At 71.8% G+C, this 19787-nt stretch carries 19 protein-coding genes; 9 read left to right on the forward strand and 10 right to left on the reverse strand.

Translation table 11 applies throughout. The features are described from left to right. The first annotated feature begins 323 nt into the window (after positions 1-323). A complete protein-coding gene (locus ABZ027_RS28905; protein ID WP_356773424.1) occupies positions 324-671 on the forward strand; it encodes a tetratricopeptide repeat protein in 348 nt (115 codons plus the stop codon). A 226-nt stretch (positions 672-897) separates the two neighbouring features. Here the strand turns inward: ABZ027_RS28905 and ABZ027_RS28910 are convergent, their stop codons facing one another. Beyond that, on the reverse strand, positions 898-2304 hold the full coding sequence (locus tag ABZ027_RS28910) for a PepSY-associated TM helix domain-containing protein (RefSeq protein ID WP_356773426.1): 1407 nt from the start codon (positions 2302-2304) through the stop codon (positions 898-900). Between the two features lie 147 nt (positions 2305-2451). On the opposite strand from ABZ027_RS28910, the gene ABZ027_RS28915 reads away from it, so the two are divergent. After that, complete coding sequence (locus ABZ027_RS28915; RefSeq protein WP_356773428.1) at positions 2452-3099, forward strand: peptide deformylase; 648 nt, start codon at positions 2452-2454, stop codon at positions 3097-3099. A gap of 126 nt (positions 3100-3225) precedes the next feature. Here ABZ027_RS28915 and ABZ027_RS28920 read toward each other — a convergent pair whose 3' ends face one another. Beyond that, positions 3226-4659, reverse strand: coding sequence for an NAD(P)/FAD-dependent oxidoreductase (locus tag ABZ027_RS28920; RefSeq protein ID WP_356773430.1), 1434 nt, complete (start codon positions 4657-4659; stop codon positions 3226-3228). 119 nt (positions 4660-4778) lie between these two features. Here ABZ027_RS28920 and trxA point away from each other — a divergent pair, with 119 nt between their 5' ends. Further along, positions 4779-5165, forward strand: coding sequence for a thioredoxin (trxA, locus tag ABZ027_RS28925; RefSeq protein WP_356773432.1), 387 nt, complete (start codon positions 4779-4781; stop codon positions 5163-5165). Positions 5166-5221: 56 nt separating this feature from the next. Here trxA and ABZ027_RS28930 read toward each other — a convergent pair whose 3' ends face one another. From ABZ027_RS28930 to ABZ027_RS28940, 3 genes are all read right to left on the reverse strand, one after another. Then, a complete protein-coding gene (locus ABZ027_RS28930; RefSeq protein WP_356773434.1) occupies positions 5222-6658 on the reverse strand; it encodes a benzaldehyde dehydrogenase in 1437 nt (478 codons plus the stop codon). Between the two features lie 231 nt (positions 6659-6889). After that, complete coding sequence (locus tag ABZ027_RS28935) at positions 6890-7924, reverse strand: LacI family DNA-binding transcriptional regulator (protein ID WP_356773436.1); 1035 nt, start codon at positions 7922-7924, stop codon at positions 6890-6892. Positions 7925-8037: 113 nt separating this feature from the next. After that, positions 8038-8685: a helix-turn-helix domain-containing protein gene (locus ABZ027_RS28940; protein WP_356773438.1), complete on the reverse strand. Its 648-nt coding sequence runs from the start codon at positions 8683-8685 to the stop codon at positions 8038-8040. Between the two features lie 116 nt (positions 8686-8801). On the opposite strand from ABZ027_RS28940, the gene ABZ027_RS28945 reads away from it, so the two are divergent. After that, positions 8802-9365 carry an NAD(P)H-dependent oxidoreductase gene (locus ABZ027_RS28945; protein WP_356773440.1) on the forward strand — a complete coding sequence of 188 codons (564 nt, stop codon included), beginning with the start codon at positions 8802-8804 and terminating at the stop codon, positions 9363-9365. Positions 9366-9457: 92 nt separating this feature from the next. Here ABZ027_RS28945 and ABZ027_RS28950 read toward each other — a convergent pair whose 3' ends face one another. Next, on the reverse strand, positions 9458-10426 hold the full coding sequence (locus ABZ027_RS28950) for a TerC family protein (RefSeq protein ID WP_356773442.1): 969 nt from the start codon (positions 10424-10426) through the stop codon (positions 9458-9460). A gap of 245 nt (positions 10427-10671) precedes the next feature. On the opposite strand from ABZ027_RS28950, the gene ABZ027_RS28955 reads away from it, so the two are divergent. From ABZ027_RS28955 to ABZ027_RS28965, 3 genes are all read left to right on the forward strand, one after another. Next, positions 10672-11646, forward strand: a complete 975-nt coding sequence (locus tag ABZ027_RS28955; RefSeq protein ID WP_356773444.1) for an alpha/beta hydrolase — start codon at positions 10672-10674, stop codon at positions 11644-11646. 103 nt (positions 11647-11749) lie between these two features. Further along, on the forward strand, positions 11750-12739 hold the full coding sequence (locus ABZ027_RS28960; protein ID WP_356773446.1) for a helix-turn-helix domain-containing protein: 990 nt from the start codon (positions 11750-11752) through the stop codon (positions 12737-12739). Positions 12740-12909: 170 nt separating this feature from the next. Further along, a complete protein-coding gene (locus tag ABZ027_RS28965; RefSeq protein ID WP_356773448.1) occupies positions 12910-13368 on the forward strand; it encodes a MarR family transcriptional regulator in 459 nt (152 codons plus the stop codon). Positions 13369-13617: 249 nt separating this feature from the next. Here the strand turns inward: ABZ027_RS28965 and ABZ027_RS28970 are convergent, their stop codons facing one another. Beyond that, positions 13618-14541: an NADP-dependent oxidoreductase gene (locus ABZ027_RS28970; protein ID WP_356773578.1), complete on the reverse strand. Its 924-nt coding sequence runs from the start codon at positions 14539-14541 to the stop codon at positions 13618-13620. A 122-nt stretch (positions 14542-14663) separates the two neighbouring features. On the opposite strand from ABZ027_RS28970, the gene ABZ027_RS28975 reads away from it, so the two are divergent. Further along, on the forward strand, positions 14664-15857 hold the full coding sequence (locus ABZ027_RS28975; protein ID WP_356773450.1) for a CaiB/BaiF CoA-transferase family protein: 1194 nt from the start codon (positions 14664-14666) through the stop codon (positions 15855-15857). 159 nt (positions 15858-16016) lie between these two features. Here ABZ027_RS28975 and ABZ027_RS28980 read toward each other — a convergent pair whose 3' ends face one another. Beyond that, positions 16017-16724, reverse strand: coding sequence for an SDR family NAD(P)-dependent oxidoreductase (locus ABZ027_RS28980; RefSeq protein WP_356773452.1), 708 nt, complete (start codon positions 16722-16724; stop codon positions 16017-16019). Between the two features lie 101 nt (positions 16725-16825). Here ABZ027_RS28980 and ABZ027_RS28985 point away from each other — a divergent pair, with 101 nt between their 5' ends. Further along, positions 16826-17665, forward strand: a complete 840-nt coding sequence (locus tag ABZ027_RS28985; protein ID WP_356773454.1) for a helix-turn-helix transcriptional regulator — start codon at positions 16826-16828, stop codon at positions 17663-17665. Here ABZ027_RS28985 and ABZ027_RS28990 read toward each other — a convergent pair. Next, on the reverse strand, positions 17662-18330 hold the full coding sequence (locus ABZ027_RS28990) for a formylglycine-generating enzyme family protein (RefSeq protein ID WP_356773456.1): 669 nt from the start codon (positions 18328-18330) through the stop codon (positions 17662-17664). The genes ABZ027_RS28985 and ABZ027_RS28990 overlap by 4 nt on opposite strands. A 541-nt stretch (positions 18331-18871) precedes the next feature. Next, on the reverse strand, positions 18872-19750 hold the full coding sequence (locus ABZ027_RS28995) for a hypothetical protein (protein WP_356773458.1): 879 nt from the start codon (positions 19748-19750) through the stop codon (positions 18872-18874). Positions 19751-19787 lie beyond the last annotated feature (37 nt).

Below are 19787 nucleotides of genomic sequence, written 5' to 3' on the forward strand. Positions count from 1 at the left end.
GTGCCTCGAAGAACCTGGCCTTCAGCACCTCAAAATCCACGATCCCCGCAACTCCCTGAACTCCAGGGTGTTGCGGGGATCAGTAGAACCCGCCTCGCTGCAGGTGGGGGCGTCTGTGTTTTGGAGTAAGTGACGACGAAGCACCATGCGCCGATCATGCGCCGGCCCAGGTTGGGCAGCAGACGGCGGACCTCGGTGGATGCGCCGAGCTTCCCGGCACCGAACCCCGAGCCGGGCGCCCCCTCGGTCGTCCCGACCGCCCTTCCCGGGTAGTGGAATGTTTGACCATCTCGTGGAGTTGTAGGCCGCGAAGGAGGTCAGCAGTGGACATGACGTACTACGACCACGGAACACCGGCGGAGCGCTGGGAGCGCGCCCGGATGTTCTTCGACGCGAAGGACTACGCCGCCGCCGCGCGCGTTCTCGGCGGGCTGGTCGAGGAGGTGCCGGAGCAGACCGGACCGCGGCTGCTGCTGGCCCGTGCCTACTACCACTCGGCTCAACTGCGGCGCGCGGAGAGCGAGTTGCGGGTCATCGTCGAGCGTGACCCGGTGGAACACTACGCCCGGCTGATGCTCGGCCGCACCTTGCAGCGGCAGGGCCGGACGGACGAGGCGGAGTCGCACCTGCGCCTCGCCTCGGCCCTCGCGGGTGACTTCGAGCAGCTCTGACCTCCCCCGTCGCGATCCGATCGGGCCTCGGGCCCGGCTCCACCCTGGAGCCGGGCCCGAGGCGCACCCCTCGTCGTGCGGGACGTCGTCCGCGACCCGCCGGGTGGCGCCGATCACCTGCTCCTCGGAGGCCCGCCGGCCACGTCACTACGCAGGGGCCGCACGCCACGGGCCGACCCCGGCATCGCCCGTCCACGGCGCTCGGCCGTGTCCGCTGCCCCCGGCATCACCCGTCCGCGGCACTCGTCCGTGTCCGCCGCCCCCGTCGGCGGTCGACCTCGCCAAGGACGACGTCCATGGCGATGAAGGCGGCCAGTGGGATGCCGAGCAGCGGCACGAAGTAGCCGATCACGGCGACGGCCACCACGCACGGCAGCAGGATCTGCGGCGGCACCTGCTGCCAGGCGCCGCGCGGGATCGGTCGGCCGAAGGCGGAGCCACGGCCGCGCTGCCACCACATGCGGTAGCCCCACACGATCAGCAGGATCAGGGACAGCGCGAGGCCCATCAGGGCGATCTGGTTGACCAGCCCGAACAGGGAGCCGGTGTGCAGGTCGATGCCCCAGCGGGTCAGCTTCGCCAGCAGCGGGTAGTCCGCGAACCGCAGGACGTCGGTGACCTCGCCGGTGTTCGGGTCGATCGCGACGGAGTCCTGCTTCTCGGGCCAACTGCGCTGGATCTGCCTCACCACGTACGCGGAGGAGGCGTCGGCGGGCGGAACCAACTCGACCGGGTCGCCTAGCCCTTCGGAGCGGGCCGCGGCCAGGACCTTGTCGAGGCCCACGCCGTGCTCCGCGTCCCCGGCCGACGCGGAGGCGCCGTGACCCGCGTGGTCGCCGCCCGCCGCGGCCGAGACGGACGGGGTGGCCTGGCCGAGGGAGGTGCGCAGTTCGTCGATGTTCGCACCGGCGTATGTCGACCAGGTCAGCCCGGTCGCCGACAGGAACAGGAACCCGGCGGCCGCCCAGGCACCCACGGTGCCGTGCCGGCCGAGGGTGCGGCGCCGCCCGCTGGTGCCGCGCAGCGTGCGCAGGGCGCGTCGGCGGGAGAACCACAGCGCCAGGCCGCCCAGCGAGATCACCCCGAGCCAGCTCGCGGCGAACTCGCTGTAGAGGCGCCCCGTCTCGCCGAGGTGCAGATCGCGGTGGAGCTCGTCGATCCAGGTGCGCAGCGGCAGCGCGCCGGTCGAGCCGTACTGCTCCAGCGCACCCCGCACCTTCGCGGTGTACGGGTCGACGAACACGGCGAGTGTGTGGTCGGCGTCGACACCCTTGACGCCGGACAGCAGCACCCTGGTCGTCGCGTCGTTCTCCGGCGAGGGGCGTACGGCGGCCACCGTGCCCTCGGGGTGCGCTGCGCGAGCGGCGGCCACCTGCTCGGATATCGGCACCTTGGTGTCCCCGACGGCGGAGACGGTCATCTCGTCGGCGTACACGAACTTCTCCGCCTGGAACGAGCCCGCGTACAGGAATCCGGTGACGGCGGCGACCAGCAGGAACGGGGCGACGAGCACGCCGGCGTAGAAGTGCAGGCGCAGCACCAGCGGGCGCAGCGTGGCCCAACGGCGGGGGGACGGCGCTGGGGCGGCGCGGTCAGGGGCCTCGTCCGTGGTCGGCGAGGGAGCGGTGGACATCGGCGGGCTTCTCCCGGGGCAGGGGACGTTTCTCGGGTGTGGCGGTCCGGTAGTCGGGAGGAAGGGCCACCGAGTTCCCGGGCCCGCAAGTGGTGTGCGTCACATTGGAGTGTCGGGTGTCCGGGGGTACCGTGGCATGCTGTCGCGATGGCATCTCCCCGTGATCACGCCCCCGTTGCCGAGCTGGTCGAGCAACTCCTGTCCACGGACGGCCCGTTGCCCATCGTGGCGGCCGGCGATCCGGTGCTGCGCGGGGGCACGGAACGCTTCGACGGCCAACTGGGCCCCGCGCTGCTGTCCCGTTTCGTCGAGGCGCTGCGGGTGACCATGCGCGCGGCACCGGGCGTGGGCCTGGCCGCACCGCAGGTGGGGGTGCCACTGCGGATCGCGGTGATCGAGGATCCCGCGCCCGTGCCGGAGGAGGTACGGCTGGCCCGCGGCCGGATCCCGCAGCCGTTCCGGGTCCTGGTCAACCCGTCGTACGAGCCCGTCGGCCCTGCCCGGGCCGCGTTCTTCGAGGGCTGCCTGAGCGTGCCGGGGTGGCAGGCGGTGGTGGCGCGGCATGCCGCGGTGCGGCTGACCGGCGAGGACGAGCGGGGCCGCGCGCTGGACGAGCAGTTCACCGGCTGGCCCGCGCGGATCGTCCAGCACGAGACCGACCACCTCGACGGCACCCTGTACCTCGACCGCGCGGAGTTGCGTTCGCTGTCCTCGAACGAGGCGATGGCGCAGCGGTGGACGCAGCCGACGCCCCAGGAAGCGGCGAGGGAGCTGGGGTTCCGGCTGCCGGGCTAGGGCCACCGTCGGCGAGGCACGGATCTGCCCACCCTGACCGGGCTGTCCTCGAGTCCGCCCGGCGCCCTCCCACGTCCGAGGCGGCCCCGCGTCCGGCGGGACCGCCTCCGCATGGGCCGCGCGGCGTCAGTTGTCGCGATAGGCCTCCAGCAACCGCAACCACACCTCGCTGATCGTCGGATACGACGGCACCGCGTGCCACAGCCGGTTGATCGGGACCTGACCGGCGACCGCGATCGTCGCGGAGTGGATGAGTTCGCCGACCCCGGGTCCGACGAAGGTGACGCCGAGCAGGATCTCGCGGTCCAGGTCGACGATCATGCGGGCGCGGCCCCGGTAGCCGTCGGCGTAGAGTCCGGCGCCGGAGACCGAGGCGAGGTCGTGGTCGACGGCGCGGACACGGTGGCCGGCCGCTTCCGCCTCGGCGAGCGAGAGGCCTACGGCGGCCGCCTCGGGGTCGGTGAAGACGACCTGGGGGACGGCGGCGTGGTCGGCGGTGGCCGCGTGGGCGCCCCAGGGGTCGGTTTCCAGGATGGGGACGCCCGACGCGCGGGCGGCGATGGCGGCGCCCGCGATGCGGGCCTGGTACTTGCCCTGGTGGGTCAGCAGCGCACGGTGGTTGACGTCGCCGACGGCGTAGAGCCACTCGCTGCCGGTGACGCGCAGGCTGTCGTCGACGTCCAGCCAGGAGCCGGGTTCGAGGCCGATGGTGTCGAGACCGATGTCGTCGGTGTGCGGGGAGCGTCCGGTGGCGAAGAGGATCTCGTCGGCCTCGATGCGGTCACCGGTTCCGGTGACGACCACGACGGTGCCGTTCTCCCGGGTGACCGACTCGACGGACGTCCCGGTGCGGATGTCGGCGCCCGCCTCGGCGAGGCCCTCGGTGACCAGCTCACCGGCGAAGGGCTCCATGCGGTTCAGCAGGCCCTTGCCGCGGACGAGGAGGGTGACCTGCGAGCCGAGGGCCTGCCAGACGGTGGCCATCTCGGTGGCGACAACTCCCCCGCCGACCACGATCAGGCGTCCGGGCACCGCCTGCGCGCTGGTGGCCTCCCGGCTGGTCCACGGCCTGACCTCGGCGATCCCCGGCAGGTCGGGTACGACGGCGCGGGTGCCGGTGCAGACGGCCACCGCGTGCCGGGCGGTGAGCACGTGCCGCTCGCCGTCGGGGCCGGTGACCGTGATCGTGCGTGATCCGGTGAGGCGGCCGTGGCCGCGGTAGATGTCGGCCCCGATGCTCTCCAGCCACTGGACCTGGCCGTCGTCCTTCCAGTGCGAGGTGTAGTAGTCACGGTGGGCGAGGATGGCCGACGCGTCGAGGGGGCCCTGTACCGACTGGCGCAGACCGGGGACGCGGCGGGCGTCGGCGCGGGCGATGACCGGGCGCAGCAGGGCCTTGCTCGGCATGCACGCCCAGTACGAGCACTCGCCGCCGATCAGTTCGCTCTCCACGACCGCGGTGGAGAGGCCGGCCGCACGGGTGCGGTCGGCGACGTTCTCCCCCACGGGTCCGGCACCGAGCACCACGACGTCGTAGGCGATGGATTCCGTTTCCGTCATGGGGCCAGTCTGGTGGGTGGTGTGCGCGGAGGCCACATGGGTACGTGCGCGGAATAGGGACCAGGGCTGCCGTGTTGTGCCGACGGCTTCGCCCCGACATCAGGAAGAGGGATCACGCCATGAGCAGCACCGTTGAGCTCACCAAGGAGAACTTCGACCAGACGGTCACGGACAACGAGTTCGTTCTGATCGACTTCTGGGCGGAATGGTGTGGTCCGTGCCGACAGTTCGCACCCGTCTACGAGAAGGCGGCCGAGGGGAACCCCGACCTGGTGTTCGGAAAGGTGGACACCGAGGCGCAGCCGGAGCTGGCCGCGGCCTTCGGTATCCAGTCGATCCCCACGTTGATGATCGTCCGTGACCAGGTCGCGGTGTTCGCCCAGCCGGGTGCCCTGCCCGAGGCCGCCCTGACGGACGTCATCGGGCAGGCCCGCAATCTGGACATGGACGAGGTCCGCAAGTCCGTCGCCGAGCAGCAGGCCCAGGCCGAGCAGAACGGCGGTTAGGACGCCGCGCGTACCCGCTCGTGGGCCGGGTCTGACTGCTCAGAACGGTTTCGGTCTCAGAACGGGTACGTCGCCACATCCCCGCGTACGGTCGTCCAGCGCGTCTCCGTGAACGCCTCCAGGTTGGCCTCGCCGCCGAAGCGGGCGCCGGTGCCGGACGCGGCGATGCCACCGAAGGGGGCGACGGCCTCGTCGTTCACGGTCTGGTCGTTGATGTGGACGATGCCGGTCGGGATCCGTTCGGCGAGGTCGAGGCCGCGGGCCGCGTCCCGGGTGACGATGCCGAGCGAGAGGCCGTAGGGACCGGCGGCCGCCAGCGTGGCCGCCTCGTCGGGCGTGCGGAACGACCTGACGGGCGCCACCGGGCCGAAGACCTCCTCCGCGTACGCGGGGGTCCGGTCGCCGACGTCGGCGAGGACCGTCGGCCGGTAGAAGCGCCGGTCGTGGGTGCCGCCCGCTGCCAGCCTGGCGCCGTCGGCCGTGCTCGCCTCCACCAGGCCGCGCACCTTGGCGAGCTGGCCGTCGTCGATGATCGGACCGAGGTGGACCTGCTCGCGGTGCGGGTCCCCGACGGCCAGCGAGTCGGCCCGGGCGGCCAGCCGCTCGACGTAGTCGTCGTAGAGGGACTCGTGCACCAGGTGACGGCCGGTCGTCATGCAGATCTGGCCCTGGTGGAAGAAGGAACCCCAGGCCGCCGTGGAGATCACCGCGTCCAGGTCCGCGTCCTCCAGCACGATCAGGGCGGAGTTGCCGCCCAGTTCCAGATGGGCGCGCTTGAGGTGGCGGCCGGCCGCCTCGCCGACCGCGCGGCCGGCCGCGGTCGATCCGGTGAACGAGATGACGGGGATCCGGGGATCGGCGACCAGGGCCTGCCCGGCGTCGGGGCCGCCCGGCAGTACCTGCAGCAGGCCCTCGGGCAGACCGGCCTCGGCGAAGATCGCGGCGAGCGACAGTCCCCCGCAGACCGCGGTGCGCGGGTCCGGCTTCAGGACGACCGCGTTGCCGAGGGCCAGTGCCGGGGCGACGGAGCGGATGGAGAGGATCAGCGGGGCGTTGAAGGGGGCGATCACGCCCACCACACCGGCCGGGACCCTGCGGGTGTAGGACAGCCGGGCCGCCTCGCTGGGCAGGACCTGCCCGGCGGGGCGGGAGGCGAGCGCGGCGGCCTCGTAGCACTCCTGGGCGGCGACGTGCAGTTCGAAGTCGGCCTTGCCGGGGATGGACCCGGATTCGCGCACCAGCCACTCGCGCAGTTCGTCGGCGTGCGTGGTGAACAGGTCGCCGGCCTTGCGCAGCACCCCGGCGCGGACGAAGTGCGGGAGGCGGGACCACTCCGTCTGGGCACCGCGGGCCGTCGCGGCGGCCGCCGCGACGTCCTCCGCGGTGGCGAGGGCGACGGTGCCGAGAGTGTCGCCGGTGGCGGGCTCGGTGACGGCGTGTTCGGGTCCCGACAAGGTACGGGACTGCCAGGTCTTGGGTTCGAGCAAGGGCATGACGGCTCTCCGTTCGGTCACCGGCGGACGCACGGGGCGACGGTGGTCACGCGTCGGGCCCCATGTGGTTGAGCATGCAACATCCTAGTCGTGCCGTACGGTCTCGGCAGGGCCCGCCGCGTCCATGCGCGACACAGCTCCGATCACGCGTGGAGGAACGGTGCCCATGCCCGGCGAGCACCTGACCGACCCCGACGCCTCTCGACGGGTCCGCCGCGGACCCCGTCGGTGTCAGCTGGAGTCGCGTTGCACCGTCGATGCCCCGAGCACCTTGCGGGCCTCGGGCGCGGCGCCCGGATCGCGTACCGCGCGGTCGACCAGTTCGGCCAGGTCACGGCCCGACGGAAGGTCGATGTGGACCGTGCTCAGCCGTGGCCGCAGCAGCCGTCCGAGCATGAGGTCGTCGGCCCCGATCAACGCCGCGTCCTCCGGGATCCGGACTCCCTCGTCGTGCAGGGCGCGCATCAGCAGCATCGCGTACTCGTCGTTGTAGGCGAACACCGCGTCGAGACCGAGGTCGGGCCAGCGGGCGGCGAGCCGGGCGGCGGACAACTCGTCGTAGGCGAGGGGCAGTTCGGTGACCGTGGCATCCGTACCGCGCAGGGCGTCCCTGACGCCTTGGAGGCGGGGCGCGGAGAACGACCCCAGCGTCGTCTCCTGCGGTACGACGACGCCGATACGGCGCCTGCCCCGGGCGTAGAGATGCGTGCCGGCGCAGTGGCCGACGGCCTCGTGGTCCATGAGCAGGGCGTGGGCCCCCTCGACGGAGTCGGGCCCCAACGTGATCACCGCCCGGGCGCCGGAGCGTTTGAGCACCGTCACGCCCTTCGGGCCGAGGTCGGAGCCGGGCAACAACACGGCGACCGGCCGTAGTTCGGCCCAGGCGCGGGCGGCGTCGTCGCCCTGGAGCCCGACCGCGCCGTACTGCACGACCGTGTAGTCGAGGCGCCCCAGCTCCCACTGGAGCTCACTGAGGAACCGGGCGTAGAGCGGGCCCACCGGGAAGTCCGGCGCGGGCATCAGCACCATGTGGCTGTGTCCGGCGCGCAGGCTGCGGGCCGCGGCGTGCGGCACGTACCCGAGTTCCTTCGCGGCCTCGTGGACGCGACGGCGGGTGGGTTCGCTGATCCGGACGGCACTGGTGTTGTTGAGGACGTAGGAGACGGTCGCACGCGAGACTCCGGCCAGGCGGGCCACATCGGCGCTCGTGGGTACGGCGCGCGGTAAGGGCGGCGCGGGCACGGGTGTTTTCGGTATCTGCACCATGACGTACGGCATCTTTGCAGAACCTGTGACTGGGCTTTCGAGTGGGGGAACTTCGCGACCGAATCGGTTCGGAGGGCATATGCCAACCCATCGCCCGTCAGCCCGTCAGCCCGTCAGCCCGTCAACTGCTCGACCAGATCGTCCCATCCGCTCTCCAGCCGCTCCAGCGGCATCCCGCACTGCCGGGTCAGGTGGTGGATCAGGACGGGACTCAGGTACCCCATGAGCGTGTGGGAGAGAAGTTCGGTGTCCGCGTCCGGCACCGCTTGCCGCAGCAGCAGGGCGACATGGCCGCGCTGCACCACGCGGGCCGGCACGGAGAAACGGCGGTCCGGGCTCGGTTCGGCCGCCAGCTGGAGGTCCAGTTCCTCGACCGAGCGACGCAGCATGGCCCGCCCGAAGGCCCGCAGCCGGTCCACGGGCGGCGCGCCCGGACCGAGCGGGGCCGGGCCACCGAGGAAGGCGGCCTGGAACTTCTTCTCGGAATGGTCGAGCAGCGCTGTCAGCAGGCCGGTGCGGTCACCGAACCGGCGGAAGACGGTGCCCTTGCCGACGTTCGCAGCGGCCGCCACCGCCTCCATCGTCACTCCGGCCGCCCCGTGCTCCGCCACCAGTCGCGCCGCGGCCTCCAGCAGCCTGGCCCGGTTGCGGGCGGCGTCGGCACGCAGGCAGGGATGCTCCTTGGTGTCGCCGAGCTGGAGCACCTCGGGTGTGACAGCCGAGTGTGAGGGTTCGGCGGGCAGGGGCGGAAAGGCGGACATGAACTCAGCGTAAAGCATCGCCAGGAAAACTGGACCTCGGTCCGTTTAGGATGCTACAACGTAAACGGACCTCGGTCCGGATCACAAACGGCACCGTTTCAGCCTTGGAGTTTCGCATGTCTGTTCGCATCCTTGCACTCGTCGGCAGCCTTCGCGCCGGTTCACACAACCGTCAGCTCGCCGAGGCGGCCGTCAAGCTCGCTCCTGAGGGCGCTGACGTGGTGCTGTTCGAGGGCCTGGGCGACGTCCCCTTCTACAACGAGGACATCGACGTCGAGGGCAGCGTGCCGGCCCCCGCCGCCAAGCTGCGTGAGGCCGCCCAGGCCGCCGACGCCTTCCTGTTCTTCTCGCCCGAGTACAACGGCACCATCCCGGCCGTTCTGAAGAACGCCATCGACTGGCTGTCGCGTCCGTACGGCGCCGGCGCGTTCGGCGGCAAGCCGGCCGCCGTGGTCGGCACCGCGTTCGGCCAGTACGGCGGTGTCTGGGCGCAGGACGAGACCCGCAAGGCCGTGGGCATCGCCGGCGCCAAGGTGATCGAGGACCTCAAGCTCTCGATCCCCGGCTCCCTGACCCGCTTCGCCGAGACCCACCCGGTCGACGACGCCGAGGTCGCCGGGCAGCTCGCCGAGGTGGTCTCCCGTCTGCACGGCCACGCGGACGACGCCGCTGCCGCCTGATCCACGCCCTGAGGCCCCGGGAGGGGGCCGGAGTTCACGACCCGCGGCAGGTCCGCGACGTCCACGGACTCCGGCCCCCTTCGCGTCGTCCGTCAGGCCGGGCGCTCCGCCTCCGCGTCCTCCTGCTCCCTCGAAGCCCACAGGCTGGTGAGGGTGGTGACCGCCAGGACGAGCACGATGAAGCCCAGGGAGACCGGGATGCTGATCTCCGGGACGTGCACCCCGGACTCGTGCAGTGCGTGCAGGACCAGCTTGACGCCGATGAACCCGAGGATGATCGACAACCCGTAGCTGAGGTGGACCAGCTTTTTCAGCAGCCCGCCGATGAGGAAGTACAGCTGCCTGAGCCCCATCAGGGCGAACGCGTTGGCGGTGAACACGATGTACGGGTCCTGGGTCAGCCCGTAGATGGCGGGGATCGAGTCCAGGGCGAACAGGACGTCGGTGGAGCCGATCGCGAGCATCACGACCAACATCGGCGTCATGATCCGCTTGCCGTTCTCCTCGATCCACAGCTTGGTGCCGTGATACCGGTCGGCCACGCCGAAACGCTTCTCCACTGCTTTCAGCAGCTTGTTCTCCTGGTACTCCTCCTCGTGGCCCTCCTTACGGGCGTCCTGGACCAGCTTCCAGGCGGTCCAGATCAGGAAGGCACCGAAGAGGTAGAACACCCAGGAGAACGTCGAGATGATCGCCGCTCCGGCCGCGATGAAGCCCGCGCGCAGCACCAGGGCCATGACAACGCCGACCATGAGTACCCGCTGCTGGTACTGGGACGGCACCGCGAACTTCCCCATGATCAGGACGAACACGAAGAGGTTGTCGACGCTGAGCGACTTCTCGGTGATGTACCCCGCGAAGAACTCGCCGGTGGGCTTCGCGCCGGCGTGGAGGAACAGCCCGACGCCGAACAGGCAGGCGAGGACGATCCAGACGACCGTCCAGGTGCCCGCCTCCTTGAGGGAGACGTCATGGGGTCTTCGGCCGATGAAGAAATCCGCCGCCACAAGGGCGCACAGGGCCGCGACGGTCAGCAGCCAGACGGTGAGAGAGACGTCCACTGTTACTCCTGATGCGTGGGGGGCATCGACAGCGTCGTCAGCGCCTCCGATGCGTTCCACTCACAGCAGGTGAAGAACAGGCCATCTGCTGGTAAAAAACAGCAGGTCCGGACGAGGCCTGGCCGGAAGTCGCGGTGCCACCCGCCAGACGGCGGGCAGCTTCCGCCGGACGGCGGCGCCCCTCGAAGGCGTCGATGTGCGGATCATGGCGCCACGAGCCGCCGTGTTTCGCGTGAGGAGACGCCATGAGTCACGTGCCACCCCCGTTCGATCCCGAACTGGCCGCCGCCCTCGACCTGATCAAGGATGTCGTGTCACCCGGTCTCACCCCGGACGAGATCGACACCGTGCGTCAGGGCCCGGGCATCCAGATGCTGGCCGACCTGGACCTGACCATGGACGGGTTCTTCGAGGTCGAGGACCGTACGGTGCCCGGCCCCGAGGACGCTCCGGAGATCTCGCTGCTGATCTGCCGCCCCGCCGACCGGGCGATCGGGTCCCCGCTGCCCGTCCTGTACCACGTGCACGGTGGCGGCATGGTCCTCGGCAACAACCGGGTAGGGGTGGACGGTCCGCTGACCTGGGCCAGGGAGCTGGGCGCGGTCGTGGTGTCCGTGGAGTACCGGCTGGCGCCCGAGCATCCGCATCCGGCGCCGGTCGAGGATGTCTACGCCGGCCTGGTGTGGACGGCGGAACACGCCCTTGAGATAGGGGGCGACCCGGAGCGGATCGTCATCGCGGGCGCCAGCGCGGGCGGAGGGCTGAGCGCGGCGCTGGCCCTGCTCACACGGGACCGCAAGGGGCCGCGGCCGATCGGTCAGCTGCTGTTGTGCCCCATGTTGGACGACCGCAACGACACTCCGTCCTCCCACCAGATGGCGGGCCTCGGCGTCTGGGACCGGACGGCGAACGAGACCGGCTGGTCGGCCCTGCTGGGTGAGCTGCGCGGCGGTCCCGACGTGCCCGCGTACGCGGCCCCGGCCCGCGCGGAGGACCTGTCGGGCCTTCCTCCGGCCTTCCTCGACGTCGGGTCCGCGGAGACCTTCCGGGACGAGGTCGTCGCCTACGCCTCCCGCATCTGGCAGGCCGGCGGGGTGGCCGAGCTGCATGTGTGGCCCGGCGGCTTCCACGGCTTCGACGGCTTCGCCCCCCAGGCCGCCGTCTCCCAGGCGGCCCGCGCGGCCCAGCTGGCCTGGCTGCGGAGGCTGCTGGCCGACTGAGACCCATACCGCGGGCCTGCCCCCACCTCGTGTCCCGCGCCCGCCCGGCGGAATCCCACCGCAAGGCTCCACGGAACGTGACCGCATGCCGCACCATGGGCGTATGAAAGAGCTGGCCGGGCGCCTGACCGCGCTGGACCCGGACGCTGGTGCCGCCGTCCGGGTCATCGCCTACTTCGACCGACTGTCCGAGTCCCGGGCCGGTCTGGAGGCACTGGTGCGCGGGGCCGCGGTGCTGGCCGGGGTGCCCGCCCGACTGGTCGACGCCGAGCGGCGTGTGCAGGTCCGGGTCGAGGCCGAGGGCACGCGCCGGGACACGGACGGCCCGCCCGACCCCGCGTGGCCGTCCGCCGCGCTGGCCCCGGGCGGACCGCCCGCCCTGTGGCTGGAGCGGGCGGAGGCCGGGCCCAGCGTCGTCGACGCGGTGATCCTGGAGCGGGCCGCGGGCGCCGTACGTCTCGTCCTCGACCGCACCCGGGGCCGGGCCCCCGCCGACGACCCCGCGCTCGTCGAGACGGTCCTGGACGCCACGGCTCCCGACCAGGCCCGCCTGCACGCGGCCCGCGGGCTCGGTCTGGACCCCGCGGCACCGGCACGCGCGCTGGCACCCCACGACGGCAGGCCGCGGGTCGTCGGCGCGCACCCGGGCACCGTGCCGTCCACAGGACGCCTCGGGGTCGGCCCCGCCGTCCCGGTGCTCGACCTGCCGCACTCGTGGACCGCGGCGCGTACCGCACTGCGCTTCACCGCCGACGGCACCGCCCAGGACCCCGGACAACGCGTGGTGTACGCCGACGAACTCGGCGGGATCGCCCTGCTGGCCGACCTGGTCGCACCGGGCGCCGAGCCGCCGCCGGACGTCCGCGACCTGGACGCGGCCGCCGCGGTCACGCCCTGGCTGCTGCCCACCCTGCACGCGGTCGCCTCGACGGCGAGCCTGCGCGCGGCCGCCGCCGAGGCCAACGTCCACCACTCCACGCTCCAGGACCGCCTGACCCACGCCGAGCACCTGCTCGGCTGGCCGGTGCGCACGCCCCAGGGCCGCCTTCGACTCCATCTGGCCCTGACCATGCGGCACTTGGCGCGACCGTAGCCCGCCGCCGGACGGTCACCGGGAACCGTCACCGGGAAGAGCCACCAGACCTCACGCGACGAGTGCTGCTTGCAGGCGCGCAATATCCGCACTCGCCGGAATTTTCGTCCATGACATATCGTGGACGTCATCCTGGACGTCAGTGGCCTCGGGACGAAGGAGCAGGCCCCATGACCGCGACAGACCCCGCGCTCACCGCCCTCGCACAGGGCTGGTGTGCGCTTTCGCTGCTGCACGGCAGGATCGAGGTCCACATCGAGCGGGCTCTGCAGACGGAGCACGACCTGAGCGTGCGCGAGTACTCGCTGCTCGACGTGCTCAGCCGCCAGCACGACGGGGAGGGCGGCCACCTGCAGATGAAGCAGGTCGCCGACGCGGTGGTACTGAGCCAGAGCGCCACGACCCGCCTGGTGACCCGGCTGGAGGACCGCGGACTGCTCTCCCGCTACCTGTGTCCCACCGACCGCCGCGGCATCTACACCAACGTCACCGAGGCGGGCCTGAAGCTGCTCGAAGAGGCGCGCCCCACGAACGAGGCCGCCCTGCGCGAGGCCCTGGACCAGGCCGCGCGGACCCCCGAACTGGCCCCGCTCGTCCGGGCCGTGGAGACGCTCGGCGCACCGGCCTGAGGCCGACGCACACGACACCGCCGCCCGGCGACACCGCTCCTCGGCCGCGCCACCCACCGGTCCGCACCACCCACCGGTCCGCACCACCCACCGGTCCGCACCGCCCACCGGTCCGCACCACCCACCGGTCCGCACCGCCCACCGGTCCGCACCGCCCACCGGTCCGCACTGCCCACCGACCCAGCCGTATACCGGCCCGCGGTGCACGCCGACCCTCGGCGTGCACCGACCGCACCGGTCGGACTGCCGTCAGCGTTCGCCGACGGTCAGCACCAACTTGCCGCGCGTGTGGCCCTCGCGGCTGAGACGCCAGGCCTCCGCGGCCTCGGCGAGCGGCAGTGTCCGCGCGACGGTCACGGAGAGCCGGCCCTGGTCGGCCAGTTCCGCGAGCGCCGTCAGGCCCACCGAGTCGGGCTGTACCCACACGTAGTGGCCGCCGGTCTCGGCCGCGGCCGCGTCGACGACCGAGGCGAGGCGCTCGGGGCTCTTCAGGACCTGCCGTGAGACCTCCACCGCGTCCCCGCCCACGAAGTCGAGGGCCACGTCCACCCCGTCCGGGGCCACCTCGCGGATCCGGTCGGCGAGTCCGTCGCCGTAGGTCACGGGCTCCGCGCCAAGCGAGCGCACGAAGTCGTGGTTGCGTTCGCTCGCGGTGCCGATGACCCGGGCACCGAGGGCGGCGGCGATCTGGACGGCGCACATGCCGACCCCGCCGGCCGCGGCGTGGACCAGGACGGTGTCACCGGCGTTGACCCCGACCCGCTTGATCGACTGATAGGCGGTGAGCCCCGCCAGCGGGAGCCCCGCGGCCTCCTCCCAGCTGAGGGAGGACGGTTTGCGGGCGAGCATCCGGACGTGGGCGGCGGCCAGTTCGGCGTAGGAGCCCTGCTGCACCCAGTCCTTGCGGATGTAGCCGTACACCTCGTCGCCGGGCGCGAACGCCTCGACGTCCAGGCCGACCTGTTCGACGACTCCGGCCACGTCCCAGCCGGGAATCATCGGGAAGCGCACCTCCATGATGGGGTCGAGGTACCCCTCTCCCACCTTCCAGTCCACCGGATTCACTCCGGCCGCCTTCACGCGGATGAGTACCTCGCCGGGGGCCACCTTGGGCTCCGGGCGGTCCACCAGTTCGAGGTCCTGACCGTATTTCTGCAGTGCGATGGCCTTCATGGTCACCATGAAATCACACCCCCCGCTCCCGCACTCACCCCCTCGGGGACCGGGAAAAGCACAGGTCAGCGGTGGTGGATACCGTTGACAGCGTCTTCGGCGCGCCCGTACAAATGGGCCCCATGAGCCTCCCGCAGCGTCCCCTGTCCGGGATCACGGTGGTCAGCCTGGAGCAGGCCGTCGCCGCCCCCTTCGCCACCCGCCAACTCGCCGATCTCGGCGCCCGGGTGATCAAGGTGGAGCGGCCCGGTGACGGCGACTTCGCCCGCCGCTACGACACGACCGTCCACGGACACTCCAGCTATTTCGTCTGGCTCAACCGGTCCAAGGAGTCCCTCACCCTGGACCTGAAAGACCCCCGGGGCCGCGAGATCCTGCACCAACTCCTGGACGGCGCCGACGTGTTCGTACAGAACCTGGCTCCGGGAGCGGCCGACCGTCTCGGCCTCGGTGCCGGCGCGCTCGGCGAGCGCCACCCCCGGCTGATCCCGTGCACGATCTCCGGATACGGCACCTCGGGACCCTGGGCCGACCGCAAGGCGTACGACCTGCTGGTGCAGTGCCAGACCGGCCTGGTGTCCCTCACCGGAACGGAAGAGGAGACCGCCCGGACGGGCATCTCCGTCGCCGACATCGCCGCTGGGATGTACGCCTACAGCGGCGTCCTCACGGCCCTGTACACGCGCGCCACCACCGGCACGGCACACCCCGTCGAGGTGTCCCTGTTCGAGGCGCTGGCGGAGTGGATGAGCCAGCCCGCCTACTACACCCTGTACGGCGGCACCCAGCCGCCGCGCCTGGGCACCCAGCACGCCACCATCGCGCCCTACGGCGCCTTCACGGCCGCCGACGGCAAGGACGTGCTGTTCTCCATCCAGAACGAGCGGGAATGGGTCGCGCTGTGCGCCCGCTTCCTGGAGCGGCCCGAGCTGGCCGAGGACCCGCGGTTCGCCACCGGTTCCGACCGGGTCGCCCATCGCGAGGAGCTCAACACGATCATCGCCGAGCGAGTCGGCCGCTCCGACGCCGAGCGGATCCTCGAAGAGCTGGAGGGCATCGGCATCGCGTGCGCCGGCGTCAACGACGTGGCCGCGTTCCTCGACCACCCGGTGCTGGCCGGTCGCGACCGCTGGCGCGAGGTGGGCGTGCCCGGCGGGGAACGGGTGCGGGCGCTGCTGCCGCCGGCCGACCTGACGGGGCTGCCGGCGCGGATGGACTCCGTACCGGCGGTGGGTGAGCACACCGAGGCGATCCTCGCGGAACTCGGCCGCGGTCACGGCGACATCGAGGCGCTGCGCGCCGACGCGGTGATCTGAACGTCGGCCGCTGAGTCGCGGTCGGCCCACCCTGTCCTGCGGGACAGCCGGTGCGCGAACCGCCGGGAGAGGCCGCCGGACGGCGCGGGCCGAGCAGGGCGACCGCCGACCGGTCGCCCTGCCGCCCTGTTCGTACCGGTGTGCACCCCTGGCCGTGCCCTACCAGGCCAGCGGACCCTCGGCGTCGAAGTAGCCGCCGGTCGGTCCGGCGGGGCCGGTCCGCGCCATCCGGACGATGATCTCGGCGCCCTCCTCGACGGTCTGCGTGCCCGTGTGCCCGTTGAGGTCCGTGGCGGTGTAGCCGGGCTCCACGGCATTGATCCGCATGCCGGGGAAGGCCTTCGCGTACTGCACGGTGATCGCGTTGACCGCGGTCTTCGACGCCGGGTAGGCGAGGCCAGGGTAGGAGTACGCCGGGCGGGTCGGGTCGGTCAGTGCGGCCAGCGAGGCCAGACCGCTGCTGACGTTGACCACGACCGGAGCGGCCGAGCGCTCCAGCAGCGGCAGGAACGCGTGGGTGACGCGGACCAGACCGAGGACGTTCGTGGCGAACACCGTCCGCAGGTGGTCGGCGGTCACCTCCGCGGCGCCGACCACGGTGTTGCCCTCCCCCCTCGATTCGATTCCGGCGTTGTTGACCAGGACGTCGAGCCCTCCGTCGGCCTCGACGCTCTTCGCCGCGGCCTCGACGGAGGCGTCGTCGGTGACGTCGAGGAGGACGAACCGGGCGCCGAGCCGGTCGGCGGCCCGGGGTCCGCGTTCGGCGTCGCGGCTCGTGACGTAGACGGTGTGGCCTGCCGCGAGAAGCCGACGGGCGGTCTCGAAGCCCAGGCCCTTGTTGGCTCCAGTGATCAGTGTTGTCGTCATGACCCCAGCCTGCGGCGCGGCGACACTGCGGGCCAGGAGACCCGTTTTCCTGGGACTGCCGGTACCAGGCACGCGCACGTCGGACCGTGTTCACTGGGGGCATGGCGGGGACGGAACTGGGACAGGCACTGCGGCGCTGGCGCGACCGGACCGCTCCGGACACCGCCGGGCTGCCCGTCGGCGGCAGACGGCGTGCGGCCGGTCTGCGACGCGAGGAACTGGCCCTGCTGGCCGGGATCTCCGTCGACTACGTGACGCGTCTCGAACAGGGACGGGCGAGCAATCCGTCGGGGCAGATCGTCGAGGCGCTGGCCCGGGCGCTGAGGCTGTCGCAGGACGAGCGGGGTTATCTGTTCCGGCTGGCCGGACTGGCACCGCCGGGCCCCGACACGGTGCCCGGGTACCTCACACCCAGCGTCCAGCGGCTGCTGGACCGGCTGGTCGACACCCCCGTCGGTGTCTCCGACGCCGCCTGGACGCTGCTCCTGGCCAACCCGATGTACGCGGCGCTGATGGGCGACCCGACCGGCTGGCGCGGCTTCGAACGCAACGGGGTGTGGCGCAACTTCATGGGGGCGAGCACCCGCGTCCGGCACACGCCCGAGGAGACACGGACCTTCCAGTCCGCCCTGGTCTCGGAACTGCGGACGACCGCCCTGCGGTATCCCGCGGACCCACACCTACGGCTCCTGATATCGGAGTTGCGGGCCCACAGCGAACGCTTCGCCGAACTGTGGGACACGGGGTCCGTCGGACGGGTGGAGTCGTCACGCAAGACGATCGAGCACCCACAGGTGGGGGTCCTGACGTTGGACTGCGACGTCCTCAGTGTCGCCGGCAGCGATCTGCACCTCCTCGTCTACACGGCCAGGCCCGGCACCGAGGACGCCGACCGCCTGAAACTGCTCTCGGTCCTCGGCACCCAGACTCTGGTCGGTTAGTGCCGCGGCACCAGGGAACGCGCGACGCGGAATCCCACGTCGTCCACCCGGAACGTCGGGTGGCTGCGGCGGCGTACCGAGGCCCGGCAGCTCCAGTGTTCGTCGAACCAGCCGCCGCCGCGCAGCACCCGGTAACTGCCGTACACCTCGGGGTCGTAGAGATCCCAGCACCATTCCCAGACGTCGCCGAGCATGTCGTACAGGCCCCAGGGGTTGGGCTGTTTGCCGCCGACCTCGTGGATGCGTTCGTCCGCGTTGCCGCGGTACCAGGCGATCTCGTCGAGGGGCCCGTAGCGCGGTCCGGTCGTGTCGGCGCGGCAGGCGTGCTCCCACTCCGCCTCGGTCGGAAGCCGGTACCCGTCGGAGCGCGGGTCCCAGTCGGTGCTCTCACCGTCGGCCAGGAGGTGGTAGGCCGGCGACAGTCCGGAGCGCTCGGACAGGGCGTTGCAGAACCGGATCGCGTCCTGCCAGGAGACGTTCTCGACGGGCAGCCGCTCTCCCCGCGCGGTGCTCGGGCGAGCGCCGGTCACCCGGGCGTACTGCTCCTGAGTGACCGGGTGTGCCGCCAGCCGGAAAGAGGCGAGCCGCACGTCCCAGCGTCGCTCGGTGCGCCGGTCGGACAGCGTGACCCGGCCGGCCGGAACAGTGATCATCTCGTGGTCCATGTCCGGATGGTCTCACCAAGTCGCCGATGACCTAGGGGAGTTCGCCGGTGACCACCTTGACGTCCCAGGGGCCGAGCGGGACCTCTCGGGCGTACCGCGTGTCCGAGAGCACATCCCGTAATGCGGTGGCCGAGGCCGGGGTGACGCTCGGGTGGGAAGGGCCGCCACGGGTCGGCGGCGGCCGACCACGCGGACAGGGCGCGGGCGAATCCGGCGTCGGGGACGGTACCGACGTAGGTGATCCGTCCGCTGCCGTGGCGGTGTGTGGTGGCGGCGGGCCGGCGGCCGAAGTGCGGGTGCTGGTGGGCCGCCAACTCCTCGGCGCCCCGCGGTCGCAGACCGTCGGCCCCGTGCGGGGCCCGGGCCCCCGACGGCAGCGTCCCGTGCCGGTGACCGGGAGCGCCTCGGTCAGATCGCTGAACTCGTCGTACGTCACTCCGCCCGCCTCGGCGTACGCCCGGAGCCGTCGAGTGGTCGTGCCCACGGGCGACCGGCCACAGAGGGCTCGGTCACCCTTGGGCGTTCGGCCGGGTGAGGACGGTCAGAGGCCGTAGCGGTTCTTGAGGTGGCGCCAGAAGTCGCGGAACATCCACTTGTCGAACTCCGTGATCTGGGTGGCGCTGCCCGCGTTCATGATGAAGCAGCACTGGCCGGTCGGAGTCCAGTCGTAGAAGTCGTCGAGGCCGAAGGTGTGGCCGACCTCGTGCAGGTAGATGTGGATGTTCTCCTGGCCCAGCGCGCCGGTGAAGTACTCCTGGCCGACCCGCTGGCCCCAGTCGCCTCCGGCGCCGCCCTGGAAGCCCTTGGTCAGCCACAGCGACTGGTCGTAGTGGCGGGCCGCGCCGCCCGGGCACCTCGAGTAGTTGCCGTCCTGGTGGAAGAAGCGGCCGCAGTCGGGGGAGCACTGCGGGGCGCCGCCGCCGTCGAGGTTTCCGGCGTAGATGTCGACGGAGTTGTCGGTCCACTGGAGGGTGGAGCGGTTCTTCACGGCCCAGCCGACGATGTTGACGGGGACGGTGGTGTACGGCCACGCGTTGTGTCCCTTGCCGCCTTCGACCATGGCGGCCATCCACTTGGCGAACTGTTTCTTCAGCGCGGCGTGCACGCGGTCGCGCAGGGCGGCGGAGACGGGGGCGTCGGACTCCCAGCGGACGCAGTAGTTGACGCTTCCCTTGTTGGCCATGACCTGGTCCCAGCCGTAGTTGCGGAAGCCGTAGAGGTCCGGGTAGGTCGACTGGACGTGGTTCCAGACCTCGTTCAGCGGCTGGACCAGGTTGGCGGGCGGGTTCCAGTTGTCGGCGGCACGCGCGGCGGACGTCGCCGGTGCGGCCGACGCCGCGGACGCGGCCATGCCGGGTGCGGCCAACAGCACGGCCAGGGCGGCGAGGACGGCGGCCAGGCGCGCTAACTGGGTGCGCATGGGTGAACTCCCTCGGTGGGGGACGGGGTGTCACCCA

The sequence above is a fragment of the Streptomyces sp. NPDC006332 genome (genome assembly GCF_040612855.1).
In the GTDB taxonomy this organism is placed as follows: Bacteria; Actinomycetota; Actinomycetes; order Streptomycetales; family Streptomycetaceae; genus Streptomyces.

Excerpts from the sequence above, each read along its gene's own strand:
- ABZ027_RS28910 (WP_356773426.1), bottom strand. The coding sequence starts at position 2,304 with ATGTCCACCGCTCCCTCGCCGACCACGGACGAGGCCCCTGACCGCGCC.
- ABZ027_RS28955 (WP_356773444.1), top strand. The coding sequence starts at position 10,672 with ATGAGTCACGTGCCACCCCCGTTCGATCCCGAACTGGCCGCCGCCCTC.
- ABZ027_RS28920 (WP_356773430.1), bottom strand. The coding sequence starts at position 4,659 with ATGACGGAAACGGAATCCATCGCCTACGACGTCGTGGTGCTCGGTGCC.
- trxA (WP_356773432.1), top strand. The coding sequence starts at position 4,779 with ATGAGCAGCACCGTTGAGCTCACCAAGGAGAACTTCGACCAGACGGTC.
- ABZ027_RS28945 (WP_356773440.1), top strand. The coding sequence starts at position 8,802 with ATGTCTGTTCGCATCCTTGCACTCGTCGGCAGCCTTCGCGCCGGTTCA.
- ABZ027_RS28980 (WP_356773452.1), bottom strand. The coding sequence starts at position 16,724 with ATGACGACAACACTGATCACTGGAGCCAACAAGGGCCTGGGCTTCGAG.
- ABZ027_RS28975 (WP_356773450.1), top strand. The coding sequence starts at position 14,664 with ATGAGCCTCCCGCAGCGTCCCCTGTCCGGGATCACGGTGGTCAGCCTG.
- ABZ027_RS28915 (WP_356773428.1), top strand. The coding sequence starts at position 2,452 with ATGGCATCTCCCCGTGATCACGCCCCCGTTGCCGAGCTGGTCGAGCAA.
- ABZ027_RS28965 (WP_356773448.1), top strand. The coding sequence starts at position 12,910 with ATGACCGCGACAGACCCCGCGCTCACCGCCCTCGCACAGGGCTGGTGT.
- ABZ027_RS28940 (WP_356773438.1), bottom strand. The coding sequence starts at position 8,685 with ATGTCCGCCTTTCCGCCCCTGCCCGCCGAACCCTCACACTCGGCTGTC.
- ABZ027_RS28985 (WP_356773454.1), top strand. The coding sequence starts at position 16,826 with ATGGCGGGGACGGAACTGGGACAGGCACTGCGGCGCTGGCGCGACCGG.
- ABZ027_RS28990 (WP_356773456.1), bottom strand. The coding sequence starts at position 18,330 with ATGGACCACGAGATGATCACTGTTCCGGCCGGCCGGGTCACGCTGTCC.
- ABZ027_RS28935 (WP_356773436.1), bottom strand. The coding sequence starts at position 7,924 with ATGGTGCAGATACCGAAAACACCCGTGCCCGCGCCGCCCTTACCGCGC.
- ABZ027_RS28995 (WP_356773458.1), bottom strand. The coding sequence starts at position 19,750 with ATGCGCACCCAGTTAGCGCGCCTGGCCGCCGTCCTCGCCGCCCTGGCC.
- ABZ027_RS28960 (WP_356773446.1), top strand. The coding sequence starts at position 11,750 with ATGAAAGAGCTGGCCGGGCGCCTGACCGCGCTGGACCCGGACGCTGGT.
- ABZ027_RS28970 (WP_356773578.1), bottom strand. The coding sequence starts at position 14,541 with ATGAAGGCCATCGCACTGCAGAAATACGGTCAGGACCTCGAACTGGTG.
- ABZ027_RS28930 (WP_356773434.1), bottom strand. The coding sequence starts at position 6,658 with ATGCCCTTGCTCGAACCCAAGACCTGGCAGTCCCGTACCTTGTCGGGA.